The following is a 17602-nucleotide window of genomic DNA, read 5'->3' as shown; positions in this document are numbered from 1 at the left end:
TCGAGAGTTCAATGATCGAGAACAAGGATAGAGACAAAAATCAAGAATTACGCCGGGAAACAAACCTCAGGAGGGATTCTATATGCCAAACATAAATTTAGCCGTTATTTATTACAGTTCTACAGGGACGAATTATCAATTAGCCAGTTGGGCTGTCGAAGGAGCCAAGATTGCAGGTGCAGAGGCTAAACTGCTGAAAGTGGAGGAACTTGCACCGCAGTCGGCCATTAGCAGCAACCCGGCTTGGAAGGCGCATGTGGAAGCGGCCAAAGACGTTCCGGTCGCCACCATGGATGATCTGATATGGGCGGATGGAATCATTTTCAGTGTACCTACCCGATTTGGTAATGTACCGTCCCAAATGAAGCAATTCCTGGATACAACCGGCGGCCTTTGGGCCCAAGGCAAGTTGGCCAACAAAGTCGTAAGCGCAATGTCCAGTGCCAGCAACCCCCATGGCGGCCAAGAAGCTACGATTCTGTCGCTATATACGACGATGTACCACTGGGGTGCGATTATCGCAGCTCCAGGTTACACGGACCCGGTGACCTTCGCGTCCGGAGGAAATCCTTACGGCATGAGCGCAACGGTAGGTCAGGACGGGGAAATTCAGGAGAACCTGCGTGACGGAGTCATATACCAAGCCAAACGCACCGTTTCCGTCGCGCAATGGGTGAAAAACGGGAAGCCGCAGTAAGTGGAGCAAGTTTAGAAAAAGAAGCAAGAGCAAAGTAAGAAAGTCAGAGTTGAGCAAAGAGTAAGGGTAAATTAAAAGTAAGAGGAAGAATAAAAATATAACTATAAATATAAATAAGAGTAATAGTCAGAGTGAGGGTAAGAAAAAAGAGTAGAGTGAACAGCAAGAGTAAGTGTAAGTGTGAGTGTGAGTGTAAGTGTAAGTGTGAGTGTGAGTGTAAGTGTAAGTGTATGAGAGTAAAGAGTTAATAGGTTTGAACAAGAGTAGAGGTAGCACGGTGGGCAACTGCAATAAGCAAACGCTGGCAAGGTCCCAAATAACTGTAATTCCTACAGGTAATTTACCGGATTTCATGGGTTTTGGAAAATTAGCTGGATTTTCTACAGTTAATTTTTCTGCGGAAAGAGATCTTTCGGCGGAAAAGGCGAGAATCTCAAATATTAGCTGCAGGATTTACAGTTAAATTTCGAAATCAGGCGGATCTTTGAAGATTAACTGTAGGTTTTACAGTTAATCTTATGGATCAGACTCGCGGAAGACAAACGAGCTATGCAATCGAGCCGCCGATGCCTAGCCAAGCATCAACATCAATTAAATCAGCAGCCAGAGATTTCTGGCTGCTCGTTTGCGTTCAGGTCATAGCTTAAGGCATGTTTCTTCCGCGGGTGCTGACGTAAAGGGTGTACCACTCTTCACGAGTGAGACGCACCTCGGCCGCGTCGCGGCAGGCACGGATGCGGTCCGGGTTGATGGTGCCGATGACGGGCTGGATGCCTGCCGGATGCCTCATCAGCCAGGCGAGTACGATTGCCTCGGTAGTCGTTCCTTTTTCATCGGCCATATTCCGGACAAGTTCCGCCGTTTTCACGATGCTTTCGCCTTGTCCGTCCAGGGACCGCCCGGAATACAGGCCTTGAGCCAACGGTCCCCACGATTGGAGCTGGATGTTCTCCAGCCGGCAAAACTCCAGCGTTCCTTCCGGGAAGACGGTATCCTTATATTCGTCCTGATTGACGTGGATACCGGTCTCCAGGAAGCCGAACTTGTTCAGGCTCATTTCGAGCTGGTTTACGATAAACGGCTCTTCGCAGTAGGCTTGAAGCAGTTTGATCTGCCCCTGGCTCATGTTGGATACGCCGAAATGGCGGACCTTGCCGGCCGATTTGAGCTGATGGATGGCACTGGCAACCTCCTCGGGCTCGACCAAAGCATCGGGGCGATGCAGCAGCAGAATGTCCAGGTATTCCGTGCCAAGACGCTCTAAAATTCCATCTACGCTGTTCAAAATATGGCTTTCCGAAAAATCGAACCGATGCGGGCTTGTCCCCTCCGCGAACCGGATTCCGCATTTGGACTGAATCACTATTTTTTCGCGCAAACCCGGATTTTGCTTCAGAACGTGCCCGAATACCTTCTCGGCTTTGCCTGCGGTATAAATGTCGGCATGGTCAAACATATTGATGCCGATCTCCAGCGCGGCTTCGACCGCGGCTTGTCCCTCACGGTAATGCTCTTCGGTGATACCGCTATTTTTATCCCAGTCACCGCCCATGCGCATGCATCCGAGAACCAGTTGACTGACTTCAAGACCCCGCTGCTGTAATGGAATCGCTTTCATATATAGCCTCCTGTGCAATGAATGTAATCCAAACAACTGATCATATTATAACAAATAACGATCCATCGGACGCTAACGTTAAAACGTAGATCTGAAAAAGACACCCCGCCACCCTTCCGGCCGACGGAGAGTCTTCTCGAAACAGGATACGATCAAAGTATTTTCCGGTAATGCTTTTCCCCGTCATAGCTGAACAGGGCGGTCTTATCTTCCACGACGGTCTCCAGGTGGACCGGTCTGCCCCAAAGCCGGAAAACGTAAGGCAGCGTGCGCTCCAGATACTTGAGATCCAGTTCGATCCCTTCGTACTGATGTCTCAGCAGCAGCTCTCCGCCCCGCTGGTAATCTCCGTCTTTGACGACGATATAAGGGGAGCCGCCATTGACGCGGGAAGCGACTAACTGGTCGCGGATGTTTTCCCAGGCTTTGTCGGTAATTTTCCATTCCGGACCCTGCTTTTCGAAAATATACAGATCCAGCTCGCGGACCAGATCTTTCGTCAAATAACTGCGGAGGAAGGAAATATCGGAGTCGAGTTCGCGGACCTCGAAGATTTTATCCCGTCCCTTACCCGGCTCCCGTCCGAACCGGGTTATTTCTTCTTCCGTTGGATGGTCCCAGCGCCGCTCGATATCCTCGAATATTTTCAGCCCCAGATAATACGGGTTCAGGCTTTGGCGGGACGGTTGAACGACCGATGAATTCAGCTTCGCGAATTCGATCGTTTCCTCGCTGGTCAAATCAAGTTCGCGCAGGATGCGCTGATGCCAGTAGGAAGCCCAGCCCTCATTCATGATCTTCGTCTCCATCTGCGGCCAGAAATACAGCATTTCCTCGCGCAGCATGCTCATGATATCCCGCTGCCAGTCTTCCAGGGTTTCCGAATATTCCTGGATAAACCAGACGACGTCTTTTTCGGGCTCCGGCGGGAAAAGGCCAAAGGAATCCGGTTTCGATTCTTTGGCTTTACCACCTTCGGCTGCTGTATCGAGCGCCCATAAGTCATCATATTGTCCGCCCTGGAACGGCCCTTGCCGCGACTCTTTCGCCCGGCGAAGCTTCTCTTCCGTTTGTCTTCGTTTATCGTAACGCATAGGTTTAATCAGTTGCTGGTCCACATGCTCCTGAATCCCCAACACCGAGTCGATAAAAGCCTCGACGATATCGGCGCCGTACAGCAGTTCATAATGGCTGATCCGTTCGGCGGTGGCGGACATGCTTTCCACCATATCGCGGTTTGTACTGCTAAAGCGCATATTATTTTTAAAAAAATCGCAATGGGCCAGGACATGAGCCACGATCAGCTTGTTCTGAATCAGGGAATTGCCTTCCAGGAGGAACGCATAGCACGGATTCGAGTTAATGACCAGCTCATAGATTTTACTTAGCCCGAAGTCGTATTGCATCTTCATTTTATTGAACATTTTGCCGAAGCTCCAGTGCGAAAAACGGGTTGGCATACCGTAAGCCCCAAACGTGTAGATGATGTCGGCCGGGCAAATTTCGTAACGCATCGGATAATAGTCCAGTCCGAAACCGTCCGCGATCTCCATGATTTCCGCGATGGCATATTCGAGCTGCGAGAGTTCACTCGTCACGATAGCGCCCCCTTTTCCCGTTTGTGAAAAAACCGTTTCAGCGCGTTGTACACTTCGCCCTTTTCCTTAATGACATAGTATATGAACCGGTCCTGCTTCAAATTACGGTAAGCGGACATTAGCGTACTGCCCCGGTTATACTGGTTCACTTCGCCGTAACCGAACAAGTTGCAACGGTTCAGCAGTTCGCCGATCAGTCGGATGCAGCGCTCATTGTCGGAAGTCAAATTATCTCCGTCGGAGAAATGGAAGGGATAAATATTGTAGCTGGAAGGGGGATAACGGGCATCGATAATTTCCAGCGCTTTCTGATAGACCGAGGAGCAGATCGTGCCTCCGCTTTCCCCGCGGGTAAAGAAATCCTGCTCGCTGACTTCTTTGGCTTCCGTATGATGGGCGAGGAAAACAATCTCCACCTTCTCGTATTGCCGCCGCAGAAACCGCGTCATCCAGAAGAAAAAACTGCGGGCGCAGTATTTTTCAAAGGCCCCCATACTCCCGCTCGTATCCATCATCGCAATAATGACCGCATTCGACTTCGGGATGCGTACATCCTCCCAGGTTTTATAGCGAAGATCGTCGGGGGATATGCCGTGGATGCCGGGTAAGCCCGTAGTGGCGTTGCGTCTGAGATTTTCAAGAATGGTACGTTTCTTATCGATATTGGACATCAGCCCTTTTTTACGGATATCGTTGAACCGGAAGGAGACGGTTTCGATTTCTTCCTTGTCTTTATCTTCGATAAAAGGAAGCTCCAGCTCATCGAACAGCAGATCTTCCAAATCTTCGATACTGATTTCCGCCTCGACGACATCGCTTCCCGGCTGATCTCCCGCTTTTCCGCCTTTGCCCGGATCCTTGGGGCTCTCCTGCGCAAGCACATCTCCCACTTCGCTGTCCCCGTCACCCTGACCGACATGCTTTTGCTTCTGAAAATTATGAATGAATCGGTACTCCTCCAAATTCCGAAGGGGGACCTTGATGATCTGTTTTCCATCCGACATGATGATGTTCTCTTCCGTGACTAGGTCGGGAAGGTTCTGCTTGATGACTTCCCGTACTTTCTCCTGGTGGCGCTGCTGATCCTGATAGCCCTTGCGGTGCAGCGACCAGTCTTCTTTCGATACCAAGAAACTTACTTTGTTAGGATCAAACGATGACAATGATAAGCACCTCCCCAATTGGCTTGGTTGAACGGCGAGAGTAGTTGTAAATAAAGTATATTCACGGGGACTCCTGATATGTGAGCGGGCATAGGACATAAAAGTCGAAAGGGTGCCAAAAGTAGTATATTTGCAGCCAGATTGCGAAGAATAGGGATATTATCCCAGGCATGTCTTCCCCTAAGTTTCAGGAAACGGTTTAAATTTGAGGGAACGGGTATGGTAATAAAAGAAACACTCACCATTGGAGGTATAAAATGGTCAGAAAATTACAATTGCCTCTTCAAACCTTAAGTCTGGTCGTTTCCTTCATGGCCTGGGTGTTGATTTCCTCGCTGATTACGTACATAAGCCTGGATATTCCGCTGAGCTCGGGGCAAAGGGCCTGGTCGACGGCCATTCCCGTTATTTTGGGCTCCTTGTTGCGAATTCCCGCAGGTTTTCTAACCAACCGGTACGGCTCAAGGATGATGAATAGTCTCAGTTTCATCATTTTATTGGTGCCGGTGTTTTATTTGAGCCGGGCGGATTCATTTCTTGATCTGGCCATCAGCGGCTTCTTTCTCGGGATTGGCGGGGCGACCTTTTCAATCGGGGTAACGTCTCTGCCGAAATATTATCCCAAGGAAAAACAGGGAACCGTCAACGGGGTATACGGAATCGGTAACCTCGGGACCGCGATCTCCACGTTCGGAGCACCGTTGCTGGCTGATGCGCTCGGATGGGAACGGGCCGTAGCCTGGTTTCTTGTTTTGCTGGCTTTATTTGCATTGCTTAATTTACTGTTTGGCGACCGGCATGAAGAGAGGGTCCGCAGTTCCTGGATCAGTCAGTTCAAACAGGTTTACTGGAACCGGAAATTGTGGTTTTTCAGTATTTTTTATTTTATTACTTTCGGTTCTTTCGTGGCCTTTACGATTTACCTCCCCGGCTTCCTTGTTAGTTATTTCGACCTTGATAAAGTGGACGCGGGTCTGAGGACGGCGGGTTTTATCGCTTTGGCGACGTTTCTTCGCCCGGTCGGCGGTATCTTGTCCGACAAAACCAATCCGTTTATCGTGCTGATGTTCGTGTTCGCAGGGCTGACTTTATCGGGAGTGTTGCTGTCCTTCGGATTAACGATGCCGCTCTTCACTGCCGGTTGCTTCGTAGTGGCCATATGCGCAGGGATCGGAAACGGCGCCGTGTTTAAGCTGGTGCCACTTTATTTCGCCAAGCAGGGAGGGATTGCAAGCGGGATTGTGTCTGCGGCCGGGGGGATAGGCGGTTTCTTTCCCCCGCTGTTACTTACCTTGCTGTTCGATTGGACGGGTCATTATGCCATCGGATTTATGGCTTTGTCCGAAGCTTCGCTCGCCAGCCTGATACTAGTGCTTTGGGTATTTTTCAACAACAAATTGGAGTTTGCCGCCGACATTATCAGATCCACGGCGGATGCCGTGATGGTCACGGACACGAAGGGAGTGATCCAAACGGTAAACGACGCATTTACCAAAGTTACCGGGTACGCCAAGGAGCAAGTCATCGGCAAAAATCCGAACCTGCTGAGTTCCGGTTATCATGAGAAAGCTTTCTATGACACTTTCTGGAATACCTTGAAGGATACCGGAAAGTGGCAAGGAGAGATCGTTAACCGCAGGGCGAACGGAGAAGTCTACCGTGAATGGCTCTCGGTTACTGCGCTTGGAGATGATCAGGGCGGCGTCAGGCATTATGTTGCGATATTCAGCGATGTGTCGCAGGCCGATTCCGTCCTTGCATCGGATATAGACACCGTGCCGTTAGAACACCCGGACAAAAAACCATAATCGAGGAGAGGGGAAGTGAATTCATGTCGGGACCTGCACTGAAAAACGTGGACAGCCATACTTCCATTCATGAGGCTGCACTGGAGGAAGCCAGAGAACTGACGGAACTCTTCGGAAAGTCCCTTAGACAAGGAGAACGGGAGAAATCGTTGGAGCTTGCCTACATCACTTTGGAACACTGGGAAACGCGCACGCTGCAGCATGCATTGAGTGAAGAAGAAGGGTTATACGTGGAAGCAGTAAACCTCAAACCGGAGCTTCAGCCCGTCATTATTTCTTTGACCAGGGACCATGATCTGCTGAGGCAAACCGTTCAGGAGATCAGGCTACTGCTGGCCGGTGGCGAGGTATCCGAAGAAATTCTTTACCGGTTTCAAGCGCTGATCGTTATTGACCAGCTTCATAACCGGGATGAGATGGAGATGCTGGAAAAGGAAATCGAGGGGGTGCTCCATGACCATCATTAATGATCCATATGCGCTTGCGGCTATGTTACCGGACAAGCCTTTGCCTGCGGTGGAACCGAGACTTTACCAATTGCTGGCCAGGGAACTGCAGGCATTGCATCTTCATCCTTATGACGTTAAGGCGGGAGGCCGTGCTGATGAACAGGGATTAACTCTCAATTTGCGGTTCGGCGAGGATTTGGGACAGCTGCTCAGCCGGAGATTTTCCTGGCAGGTCATTGAAGCGGGTGATGAAGAAGTAGTGGCGTTTTTCCGTGAGGCGGCGGAAAGGATGCGGAAAACGCTGATCTCCGACTATTTTAAGATCATGAAGTCCTGATAGGTTTGAAGATTGCAGTTAACAATTCCTTTACGGAAGAGGTGGACGTGATGGATCAGGCGGAAATGGAACGGTTTGTCCGGAATGACCGGGAAGATTTGTTGGCCTTGTTGGAGATGCGCTTTGAAACCGTGCCGGGTAGCGTACGTGAACAAATCGGCCGGATGGATGATCTGAACGAGCTTCAGCGGCTAATACTTGCCGCATGCAACGCTGCGGAATGGGAAGTTTTTAGGGAAGAACTGAACGCAGGAAAGGGCAGCTTCAAGCTGACGGGCGAAAGATTTAATCCTGTGGCAAATCCAAGCGGGAAAGGAGCATCTCTGTGAGCGACAAAAAAAACAGGCTCTTCGAAACCCTGAAATATTTGAAGCGCGGCGAAGCGATCAATGAGGGTTGGACCGAGGAGAGCCCGAGGTCCCGGGATTGGGAAGGATTGTACCGCGGACGCTGGCAACATGACAAAGTCGTGAGATCGACGCACGGCGTCAACTGTACCGGATCCTGCAGCTGGAATGTGTTCGTCAAGGACGGGATCATCACCTGGGAAACGCAGAAGACGGATTATCCGACGACGGGAGCGAACTTCCCGGAATACGAACCGCGGGGCTGTCCGCGCGGCGCCAGCTTCTCCTGGTACACTTACAGCCCGATTCGCGTGAAGTACCCTTATATCCGCGGTGATCTATACGAGATGTGGCAGCAGGAAATGGCTGCGGTACAGGATCCGGTCATGGCCTGGGACAATATTGTGAGCGATCCGCAAAAGCGGGAGAGATATGTCAAGGCAAGAGGGAAAGGCGGATTTGTACGGGCAGACTGGGATACGGTCTGCCAGATTATCGCCGGCGCCACGATTCATACGATCAAGAAATACGGACCCGACCGGGTGGTGGGCTTCAGCCCGATTCCCGCCATGTCCATGGTCAGTTATGCGGCGGGTACCCGCTTTTTGTCCCTGATCGGAGGGACGATTCTCAGTTTTTATGACTGGTATGCGGATCTCCCTCCGGCTTCGCCGCAAGTTTGGGGTGAACAAACCGACGTGCCGGAGAGCGGGGACTGGTACAATACCAAATATTTTATCATCTGGGGCACGAATATCCCGCAGACGCGATCTCCGGACGCCCATTTCATGGTAGAAGCAAGATACAACGGGACGAAGGTGGTCGGCGTCAGTCCCGATTATTCCGAGTACGAGAAATTCGCGGACATTTGGCTGCCTGCCCGGGTAGGCACCGACGCTGCGCTGGCGATGGCGATGACGCATGTCATCCTGAAGGAATTTTATGTGGATCAGCCAACCCCATATTTTACGGATTACGTGAAGAAATTTACCGATTTGCCGTTTCTCGTCATCCTGGATGAGCAAGCCGGCGGTTTCCGTTCCGGACGCTTCTTGCGGGCATCGGATCTGGGATCCTCAGTAGAACTGGCTGAATGGAAAACCGTGCTATGGGATGCGGCAACGGGTGTCCCTGAAGTTCCGAACGGCAGTCAGGGCTTCCGCTGGGATCAAGACAGCAAGTGGAATCTGGATCTGGAGAAACCGGACGGGACAATCATCGATCCGCAATTGACCTTTATCCATGAAGCGGACGAAGTGGCGCTCGTTGACTTTCCTTATTTTGCGGAAGAAGAAGGCGCTATGGTTAAGCGGGGGGTTCCGGTCAAGTACTTGCGGGATGCCGCAGGCGAATTGATAAAGGTAGCGACGGTATATGACCTGATGATGGCCCATACCGGCGTTTCCCGGAATTTGCCGGGCGACTATCCCATCGATTATGACGATATGAAGCCATATACGCCGGCCTGGCAGGAAGCCATAACGGGGGTGAAAAAATCCCATTGCATCCAGGTGGCCAGGGAGTTCGCCGATAATGCGGCCCGCACGGGCGGCAAATCGATGATTGCCATGGGCGGCGGGACGAACCATTGGTACCACAGCGATCAAATTTACCGGTCGATTTTGAACCTTGTTCTGCTTACGGGGTCGCAGGGCGTGAATGGCGGAGGCTGGGCCCATTATGTGGGACAAGAGAAGGTCCGACCGCTGGAAGGCTGGCAGCAGGTTGCATTCGCCGGCGACTGGATCAAGCCGCCCCGGCTGCAGAACGGGACCTCGTTCTTCTATTTCGCTACGGAACAGTTCCGGTATGAAACAAGAGTCAATGAAGAACAGCAGACTCCATGGGGCGGAAGGTTCAACAAAATGCATCCCGCGGACGTGAACGCGATGGCGGTGAGATTGGGCTGGCTGCCGTCCTTTCCGCAGTTCAGCGAGAATTCCATCGATGTGGCCAAGCAGGTTCGGGATAAAGGATTCGCGGATGACAATAAAGCGGCTCAAGAAGTTGCAAGAATGCTTAAAGAAGGGGAGATGGACTGGTCGATCGAGCACCCGAACGATCCGCGCAATTTTCCGCGCGTCTTCTTTAATTGGCGGTCGAACCTGCTGGGGGACAGCGGTAAAGGCCATGAGTATTTCGCCAAGCATTTGATCGGCGCGGATAATCAGGTGCTCACCGACCCGAGCCATTCCTGGCAGCCGGAAACGGTAGAAACGGATGAGGTTCCTCCGGAAGGCAAGACGGATTTGTTCGTCAGCATGGACTTTAGGATGACCAGTACCGGGCTGTTCTCGGATATCGTGCTTCCGGCTGCGACCTGGTACGAAAAGTATGATTTGAGCAGCACGGACATGCATCCCTTTGTCCATCCGTTTAATCCGGCCATCGAGCCCCCTTGGCAAAGCAAAAGCGACTGGGATGCCTTCCGTGAAATCGCCAAATATTTCTCCGAATTGGCCGAGAAGCATCTTCCCGTATGCGAGGATGTCGTCATGACGCCGCTCGGGCATGATAGTCCGGACGAGATTGCTCAGGTTTACGGAAAGATCCGGGATTGGCGGAGCGGGGAAAGCGAGGCCGTTCCGGGGATAAGCATGCCCCATTTTCAGTTTGTGGAACGGGATTACCCTAATGTTTACGGGAAGATGATTACGGTCGGGCCCAATATTAAAAAGGGTTACGGAGCTAAGGGGGTAAAAATTCCCGGCGAAAAGGTGTACGGGCAATTGGAGGACCGGCTGGGGATTTCCAAACGCGAGGGCATCGGCAAAGGTCAGCCCGAGCTATATTATGACCGGCAGGCCATCGAGGCCATTCTCTTGATGTCGGGAGCGACGAATGGAGAGCGGGCCGTAGAAGGCTGGCGATCCATGGAGGGAAAGACGGGCAAGCAGCTTGCGGAAATCGCGGAGCCCCGCGAGGAGGATGCCTTTACGCTGCTGGATATAACGGCGCAGCCTCGCCAGGCCATCTCCGCTCCGGTCTGGAGCGGACTCGAGAAGGATAACCGCCGCTACTCGCCGTTCACGCTCAATACGGAATACGGCATTCCGTGGCGTACCCTGACCGGCAGGCAGAGTTTCTATCTCGATCATGAGATGATGCTCGATTTCGGGGAAGGACTGCCGCTTTACTTGCCGCCGCTGGCCCATGTTCCTTTTCTTAAGGGAGAAAAGGAAGTGCCGAACAACGGCAAATCTTTGACGATCCGTTACTTGACCCCGCATCAAAAATGGGGGATTCACACGATGTTCACCGACACGAACCAGATGTCCACGCTGTTCCGCGGCTGGCAGGTCGTCTGGATGAACGAAAAAGACGGGGCATCCATCGGAATCAAGGATAACGATTGGATCGAAGTCTATAACCGCAACGGGGTGGTAGCGGCCAGAGCGGTGCTGACTTACCGGATTCCTCAAGGGATTGCGTATATGTATCACGCGCAGGACCGCACGCTTGGCGTTCCCGGCACCTCCATCACCAAGCAGCGGGGCGGCACGCATAACAGCGTTACGCGCATAACTCTGAAGCCGACTCACATGATCGGCGGCTATTCCCAACTGAGCTACGGATTCAATTATTACGGGCCGACAGGAAACCAGAGAGATACGATGACCATTATCCGTCCGCTGAAGGAGGTAGATTGGCTTGAGGATTAAAGCGCAGGTAGCGATGGTGATGAACCTTGACAAATGCATCGGCTGCCACACCTGCTCCGTGACGTGCAAAAATACGTGGACCAATCGCCCCGGCACGGAATACATGTGGTACAACAACGTGGAAACGAGACCGGGGCCGGGCTATCCGAAGGAATGGGAGGACCAGAAGAAATTCAAGGGAGGCTGGGTACTGCGAAACGGGAAGCTGACGCTGCGCGCAGGCGGGCCGATAACGAAGCTGGCCAATATTTTCTACAATCCGAACATGGCCGGTCTCGACAGCTTCTATGAACCCTGGACCTATGATTACGATAACCTGATTCATAGCCCGAAAAGAAAGCATCTTCCGGTCGGGCGTCCCGTATCGCTCATTACCGGCGAATATTTGGACAAGCCGGAGTGGGGGCCCAACTGGGATGACGATCTGGCCGGCGGGAGCGAGATCGTGCCGCTGGATCCGAACGTCAAAAAACTTCAGGAGCATATTGCTATGGAGTACGAGAAAACGTTCATGATGTATCTGCCGCGAATTTGCGAGCATTGTCTGAATCCGTCCTGCGTAGCCTCCTGCCCTTCGGGAGCGCTGTACAAGCGGGAGGAGGACGGGATCGTTCTGGTGGACCAGGAGGCGTGCCGGGGATGGCGGTTCTGCATGAACGGCTGTCCTTACCACAAGGTGTACTACAACTGGAATACGCATAAAGCAGAAAAATGCAACTTTTGCTATCCGCGGACCGAAGCGGGTATGGCTACCATCTGTTCGGAAACCTGCGTCGGCAGAATTCGGTATATCGGCGTTGTATTCTACGATGCCGACCGCGTCAAAGCGGCCGCATCCGTGGAGGATCCGCAAGATTTGTATGAATCGCAGCTTTCCGTGTTTCTGGATCCTACGGATCCCGAAGTCATCAAGGAGGCGAGAAAAGCGGGGATTAACGATTCCTGGATCGATGCGGCCCAGCGCTCGCCCATTTACAAGCTCGCCATGAAGTGGAAGGTAGCCCTGCCTTTGCATCCGGAATACCGTACGCTTCCGATGGTATGGTACGTACCGCCGCTCAGCCCGATCATGAATCATATCGAGGAGGAAGCACTGCAGACCGATCACTATATTCCGGCCGTGGATCAAATGCGGATCCCGATGGAATATCTGGCTTCCCTGCTCACCGCGGGAGACACCTCGGTTGTCCGGTGCGTTTTGTTGAAAATGACGGCGATGCGCATACACATGAGGGGCAAGTCGCTCGGCGGGATGGATGATTTAAGGCACAGCAAACTGTTGGAGGAGGCCGGAATCACGGTGGAAGAGATTGAAGACATGGCCAGATTGTTTGCCGTCGCCAAATATAACGAACGGTTCGTGATTCCGACGGGAAGAAGAGAAATGGATGGCGAGGAAGCGCTGCATTACAAGCAGGGGGCTTGCAGCATAGAATCGATTACGCCGTCCTCTGCTTTCATGTCGCATCTTTTTGCAAAGGAGGAGTAAGAGTGGAAGCGAAACATGTTCTTTTGGCCGCTTGCGCAAGAATGTTGGGGTATCCCGACGAGGGGTTCCATGATATGCAAACCGATCTGCTGGATACTGTACAAGCCGGCATCGACGATCCGATCCTGCGGGAACATTTTAAAGCATCGGTATTCCCGGTTTGCTCCATTCCATTAAAGGAACTGAGGGAGATTTATGTATGGACCTTCGACTGGAAGGAGAAAACCGGGCTGTATCTGACCGCTCATGAGCTGGGAGACAGCAGGGAGCGCGGAGCGGCGCTAATTTTGCTGCAGCATATTATCAGGGATGCCGGATTCAGTTTGGCTGACGGGGAACTGAGCGATTACATGCCCATGCTGTACGAATTGCTGGCAATCCGGCCCGATCATGTCCATGTGCGCGCGTTGGAGCTTCGACTTGCGGCAGCCAGCAAGCGGATTCGCGACAATTTGCCTGAGGACTGCCCCTATGGAGGTTTGTTCCGCATTCTCATGACCGATGTGTTCGAAGAGCCGACGGAGGAAGAAATCCGTAAGCTGGAAAGTAAGCGGGAGACCGCCGATCTGGACGAACTGCCGTATCCGATCCTGTTCGGGATGGACGGATCAGCCCGGAGTGATACCGGTTTGCCGGTTTACAAAATGTGTAACTGAAAGAAATGGAGGTACATCGATGACCGGTATTTTCTGGTGGGTCGTGTTTCCGTATATAACGTTGACAGTAATGATCGTGGGCTTGTTGTACCGTTTTGCTTTTCGTCAAGTTAGCTGGACTGCGCCTTCTACGGAAATTTTTGAAAAAAAATGGCTTAAGGTCGGTTCGACCGTGTTCCACTACGGGATTATATTCGCGTTCATCGGCCACATCATGGGCGTGCTGATTCCGAGAAGCGTTTATCATTCCTTGGGCGTTTCCGATGAAACGTATCACGTGTTCGCGATCGCCGGAGGAGGCCTGGCCGGGTTGATGGTCGTCGGCGGCCTGGTGGTTCTCCTGATCCGGAAATTGACTAACCGGCGGGTGCGCGTCCATGCGGGATTCGGGGATTATTTTGCCGTCATTCTGGTACTGGTCGTAGCTGCGATGGGAACCTATATGACCCTTGTCTACAATACGACCGTGGTTGCCTACGAATACCGGACTACGATCGGTCCCTGGTTCCGAAGCCTGTTCATTTTGAACCCGCAGTATCATTTGATGGAAGGTGTCCCGTTCCTGTTTCAGCTCCATATTGTGCTTGCTTTTCTGTTGTTTGCGTCCATTCCGTTTACCCATCTCGTGCACATGTTCTCTCTTCCGGCGCGTTATCCCGCGAGAGCTCCGCAGCAGTATCGCTCGCGGATAAACTACAAGAAACGGGAAAGAACCTGATTTTTTTGAAACTACAGCGTCCCGGAACGAAACAGCCGGGGCGCTGTTTTTATGTATAGGCTTCTAGGCATATGGACCCTATTCATAGTTTCCGAGAATCGGTAAAATGTAGGGTGATATAGATCATAACTTGTCAATTACTACCTTTGATAAAAGGAGCCTTGGCCGTGGAACACGATAAAAGCGGACTGCTGAAACAGCTCATTTCCGAGGATAGCACATACAAGTTACTGTACGAGAATCTCCCTGATGCGATTTGCATCATTGATGTTAACGGCAGATATGTGGAAGTGAATCCGGCGACCGAGAAGCTGACCGGATATCCGGCCTCTCATTTTTTACAATTGAATCTCGATCAGCTGTTTTGTGAAAAAGGACAGCAGAAGCGGGACGCTTATTTTAAAAAAGCACTGCACGGAGAAACCGGCAATTTCGAAATTACGTTCAAACGCCGGGATGGAGAACTTCGGGATGCCTGCGCAACCTACATTCCGATTGTTCATGAAGCCGGGGTAGTCGGCGTCTTTTCAATAACGAAGGACATAACGGCAGAAAAAATAAACCAGGCGCGCGGAGTTAAGGAAAGAAACCGGATCGAGGAAGCGCTCCGGGAAAGCGAGGGACAGTATCGCCTGATTTCCGAGTATTCCATGGATTTGATTTCCCGGCATGCCGCAGATGAGGACAATACGTATCTTTATGTCTCGCCTTCCTCTCTTTCGCTGCTCGGGTATGAACCCGAGGAAATGATCGGAAGCAGCGCTTTTGACTATTTGCACCCCGAGGACGTGCAGATGGTCAAAGATGACATGAAATTGCGGATGAATTCCAGGAGCGTTTTTTCATTGACTTACCGGGTTCGCCACAAGGACGGGAGATATATCTGGTTCGAGAGTACGGGCAGGTACAGATATTTGGCGTATTCCGGCGAAATCGGTGAAATTATTACGATTTCCCGCGATGTGACCGAGCGCAAAGAGAGCGAACGGCGCCTTCAGGAGAGCCAGCAGCGTTACCGCTCTTTGTTCCAGTACAGCCCGTCCAGCGTATATTCGATGGATTTGAGCGGCAAATATACCTCTTTGAATTCCAATCTGGAGACGCTGCTGGGATATTCCAGACAAGAATTGCTCGGCATGAGCTTCCAGCAAATCATTGATCACGTAGATCTGCATCCTACGATTCATCATTTTGAACAGGCTAAGAACGGAAATCCGCAAAACTATGAAACGACGGTGATCCGCAAGGATGGAAGCCATTTGGAAATCGCGGTGACGAATGTGCCGATCATCGTCGACAAGCAGGTGGTCGGCGTTTACGGCATCGCTAGCGATATCACCGAAAGAACGCGATATGTTGAGCAAATCGAGAAGCTGAGCTATCTCCATTCGTTGATTTTGAGTTCCGTTTCCGAAGGGATTTACGGGCTGGACGAGAACGGCAAGACCGTCTTCGTCAATTCTGCTGCGGCGGACATGTTAGGTTACGAAATTCATGATTTTATCGGACAATCCAATCACCAGCTTATTCATCATACCAAAATAGATGGTGCCTCCTACCCGCTGGAGGAATGTCCGATCATCCGGACGATGAGAGACGGGGTCCCCCGGATCGTGAATGAGGACGTGTTTTGGAGAAGAGACGGGTCCAGCTTTCTGGTGGAATACCGCGTAAATCCGATGATCGAGCGGGGACAGCTCATCGGGGCCGTCGTCGTCTTTAACGATATTACCGGGGAACGGGAAATCATGCGGGCAAAAGAGTCAGCGGAACGTGCCACCCAGGCAAAATCGGAATTCCTTGCTATGATGAGCCATGAAATTCGCACGCCGATGAATGGCGTGATCAGCATGATCGACCTGCTTCAGGATACGAACCTGAACGAGGACCAGCGATATTATGCCGAGGTGCTGTCTAGCAGCAGTCGGGCGTTGCTGTCCATTTTGAACGATGTCCTGGACTTCAGTAAGATTGAAGCCGGAAAAATGGCGCTGGAATATGAAACTTTTCATTTGGAAAGCTGCGTTATGGGGGCGGTGGATTTGTTTCTCCCGGAGGCGGCCAAAAAAGGGCTGGAGCTCAGCTATACCATTTCACCCGAGGTTCCGGAATATTTCTACAGCGATCCTTCCCGGCTGAGGCAAATTCTGGTCAACCTGATCGGCAATGCTTTGAAATTTACCGAAGAAGGTGAGATCACCGTTCAAGTCCGGCAGGCTCCAGCATATGATTCGCGGGATCTCCTTGAATTCGTAATTACCGATACCGGGATCGGCATTCCGACCAACAAGCTGCATCGACTCTTTCAATCTTTCTCCCAGCTCCATCCGATCATTAACCGGAAGTATGGGGGAACAGGCCTTGGCCTGGCGATTTGCAAAAAAATCGTGGAAATTCTGGGCGGCAATATAACGGTGGAAAGTGTAGAGGGTGTCGGCTCCACGTTCCGTTTCACCTTGGTCGGCGAGTTTTCCAGGGAAGGAGTGCCGAAGGAAGGTCCTACGGAAGCTTTAACGGAATTGGCGTCGGCAGCGATGGCTGAGGGCAATTCTTTTGAAGAACAAACCGGACATCAGAACCGTCCCTGGAAACCCAGGACTTTGTCGATCCTGATTGCTGAAGATCATCCGGTTAACAGCCAGGCGTTTGTCCAGATGCTTGAGCATCTGGGATATGAACCCGATATTGCGCATAATGGCATGGATGTGATCGAAGCGCTAATGGGGAAAAAGTATGATCTGGTTTTTATGGATATCGAGATGCCGATGATGGACGGGATAAAAACCGCGCGCCTCCTCCGTCGGCTGCTTCCGGTGGACAGGTTGCCTGTGATCATTGGCGTAGGCTCCTGCGGCGAACCCGATAATCGCGAAAGATGCCTGGCCAGCGGCATGGAAAGTATCATCATCAAACCGCTAAATCCGGAGGATATTCAGGAACTGCTGGACGTATGGGGGCCGGAGTTGCTCAACAAGTAAAGCATGCAGAACCGTAGGACTTGTTTCTAACGTAGTTAAATAGCCAAACAGCTAAAAGATCTCGCCCGTGGCGAGGTCTTTT

General features: G+C 51.7%; 13 protein-coding genes. 10 read left to right on the top strand and 3 right to left on the bottom strand.

The features are described from left to right. Nucleotides 1–82 precede the first annotated feature (82 nt). Nucleotides 83–697 (top strand): NAD(P)H:quinone oxidoreductase, encoded by a 615-nt coding sequence (gene wrbA / locus DFP94_RS18865; protein WP_114498026.1) that lies wholly within the window; start codon nt 83–85, stop codon nt 695–697. Between the two features lie 643 nt (nt 698–1340). Here wrbA and DFP94_RS18855 read toward each other — a convergent pair. The 3 genes from DFP94_RS18855 to yhbH form a co-directional block, all read right to left on the bottom strand. Continuing rightward, nucleotides 1341–2315 (bottom strand): aldo/keto reductase, encoded by a 975-nt coding sequence (locus DFP94_RS18855; RefSeq protein ID WP_114498024.1) that lies wholly within the window; start codon nt 2313–2315, stop codon nt 1341–1343. Nucleotides 2316–2467: 152 nt separating this feature from the next. Next, nucleotides 2468–3913 (bottom strand): SpoVR family protein, encoded by a 1446-nt coding sequence (locus DFP94_RS18850; RefSeq protein WP_114498023.1) that lies wholly within the window; start codon nt 3911–3913, stop codon nt 2468–2470. Then, complete coding sequence (gene yhbH / locus DFP94_RS18845; protein ID WP_245954972.1) at nt 3910–5076, bottom strand: sporulation protein YhbH; 1167 nt, start codon at nt 5074–5076, stop codon at nt 3910–3912. The genes DFP94_RS18850 and yhbH overlap by 4 nt, the downstream gene beginning before the upstream one ends. A 257-nt stretch (nt 5077–5333) precedes the next feature. Between yhbH and DFP94_RS18840 the strand changes: the two genes are divergently transcribed. The 9 genes from DFP94_RS18840 (at nt 5334) to DFP94_RS18800 (ending at nt 17520) form a co-directional block, all read left to right on the top strand. Next, nucleotides 5334–6884, top strand: a complete 1551-nt coding sequence (locus DFP94_RS18840) for a nitrate/nitrite transporter (RefSeq protein ID WP_114498021.1) — start codon at nt 5334–5336, stop codon at nt 6882–6884. 23 nt (nt 6885–6907) lie between these two features. Beyond that, a complete protein-coding gene (locus DFP94_RS18835) occupies nt 6908–7351 on the top strand; it encodes a hypothetical protein (protein ID WP_114498020.1) in 444 nt (147 codons plus the stop codon). After that, nucleotides 7338–7670, top strand: coding sequence for a hypothetical protein (locus DFP94_RS18830; RefSeq protein ID WP_245954970.1), 333 nt, complete (start codon nt 7338–7340; stop codon nt 7668–7670). Before DFP94_RS18835 ends, DFP94_RS18830 begins: the two co-directional genes overlap by 14 nt. Before the next feature lie 5 nt (nt 7671–7675). Continuing rightward, the gene (locus tag DFP94_RS18825; protein ID WP_245954968.1) at nt 7676–7999 is read left to right on the top strand and encodes a hypothetical protein; all 324 of its coding nucleotides are present in this window, start codon (nt 7676–7678) and stop codon (nt 7997–7999) included. Beyond that, complete coding sequence (locus DFP94_RS18820) at nt 7996–11679, top strand: nitrate reductase subunit alpha (RefSeq protein ID WP_114498019.1); 3684 nt, start codon at nt 7996–7998, stop codon at nt 11677–11679. The genes DFP94_RS18825 and DFP94_RS18820 overlap by 4 nt, the downstream gene beginning before the upstream one ends. Next, the gene (narH, locus tag DFP94_RS18815; protein WP_114498018.1) at nt 11669–13168 is read left to right on the top strand and encodes a nitrate reductase subunit beta; all 1500 of its coding nucleotides are present in this window, start codon (nt 11669–11671) and stop codon (nt 13166–13168) included. Before DFP94_RS18820 ends, narH begins: the two co-directional genes overlap by 11 nt. A gap of 2 nt (nt 13169–13170) precedes the next feature. After that, on the top strand, nt 13171–13824 hold the full coding sequence (gene narJ / locus DFP94_RS18810) for a nitrate reductase molybdenum cofactor assembly chaperone (protein ID WP_245954967.1): 654 nt from the start codon (nt 13171–13173) through the stop codon (nt 13822–13824). Between the two features lie 19 nt (nt 13825–13843). Continuing rightward, nucleotides 13844–14542 (top strand): respiratory nitrate reductase subunit gamma, encoded by a 699-nt coding sequence (narI, locus tag DFP94_RS18805; protein WP_114498017.1) that lies wholly within the window; start codon nt 13844–13846, stop codon nt 14540–14542. Between the two features lie 167 nt (nt 14543–14709). Continuing rightward, the gene (locus DFP94_RS18800; RefSeq protein ID WP_114498016.1) at nt 14710–17520 is read left to right on the top strand and encodes a PAS domain-containing hybrid sensor histidine kinase/response regulator; all 2811 of its coding nucleotides are present in this window, start codon (nt 14710–14712) and stop codon (nt 17518–17520) included. The last annotated feature ends 82 nt before the right edge of the window (nt 17521–17602 follow it).

It is taken from the genome of Fontibacillus phaseoli, assembly GCF_003337355.1.
Lineage (GTDB): Bacteria > Bacillota > Bacilli > Paenibacillales > Paenibacillaceae > Fontibacillus > Fontibacillus phaseoli.
This window is presented reverse-complemented; position numbering and strand designations above follow the sequence as displayed.